1 protein-coding gene is annotated in these 936 nt (G+C 36.0%); it reads right to left on the bottom strand.

Annotation, left to right across the window (positions count from 1 at the left end):
• Nucleotides 1-162: 162 nt before the first annotated feature.
• Nucleotides 163-744 carry a hypothetical protein gene (locus tag H5202_RS23435; RefSeq protein WP_182774109.1) on the bottom strand — a complete coding sequence of 194 codons (582 nt, stop codon included), beginning with the start codon at nucleotides 742-744 and terminating at the stop codon, nucleotides 163-165.
• Between the last annotated feature and the right edge of the window lie 192 nt (nucleotides 745-936).

The raw sequence follows: 936 nt of genomic DNA, 5'->3' as shown, positions 1-936 counted from the left end.
CTTCTTTCTATTGATGCTACCAAAATTTTAAGGTGATCAATCTTAAGCGACATATTATCTCCATCAGAACTTAACATCGAACACATCAGCGGAATAAGCAGGCTAATTTTTGCGTATAATTCCAAAAATCGACGACTTATAGAGTCCGGCAGACGCGTTTTGTTAAATGTCTTTTGCAACTAATGTATAACTAGCTAACGCATTAACGTTCCGCGCAGATTGTTTTGATGAAAAGAAAAGATCGCCTTTTTCAAAAGTCATTTTCATCTCTACATTATCCATTGAAGAAAGTGCATCCTCATATTCTCTAATGAACCACTCCGGAACATCTTGAGAATTGATTACAATCTGATGTTTATTTAATGCAAGACCACCGCTTTCAGAAAGAGAAGATCCATTCTCTTCAAACTTTTTCTTTAAACCAATGTTGAATACTTTGCCAGCAGTGATTATAGCCTCATCAGAAATACTTAACCCCTTACCCGCCCAACCCTGGATTGCAGTATCACCCAGAGCCAACAATCCGAGTTTGAATGGCCCATTTTCATCTGTAAAATCGATAAACTGACCACTATGCAACTCCTCTAACATTTCTAATCTTGCTGACTCACTGATATTCACTTTGTCAGATTTATTCATTTCGTTCGATAAATCTTTGCCACCTAATACACCGATACTTGGGCTACTCATTGCCGGTTTACTTTGGCTTATTGAGACCGATTTCCCGTAGCGATTTACTTCCATTAATGTTGCCCCCTTTGCTAACTTTAATACAAGCAATTCATTTAAGTTACAAAATATAATCGCCTTATTTTACACATTAGCTATAGGCCTAAACTTATTATTAACGTTATAAAATTTCCAATTCATTTGTCGATTAGTCCACATTGTGATGAAGTCACCAAACACTATTACGATTAAAGAAACACTATATAA

The organism is Shewanella sp. SG41-4 (assembly GCF_014164505.1).
Classification (GTDB): domain Bacteria; phylum Pseudomonadota; class Gammaproteobacteria; order Enterobacterales; family Shewanellaceae; genus Shewanella.
The sequence above is the reverse complement of the archived record's forward strand: the minus strand, read 5'-3'. Positions and strand labels throughout refer to the sequence as shown.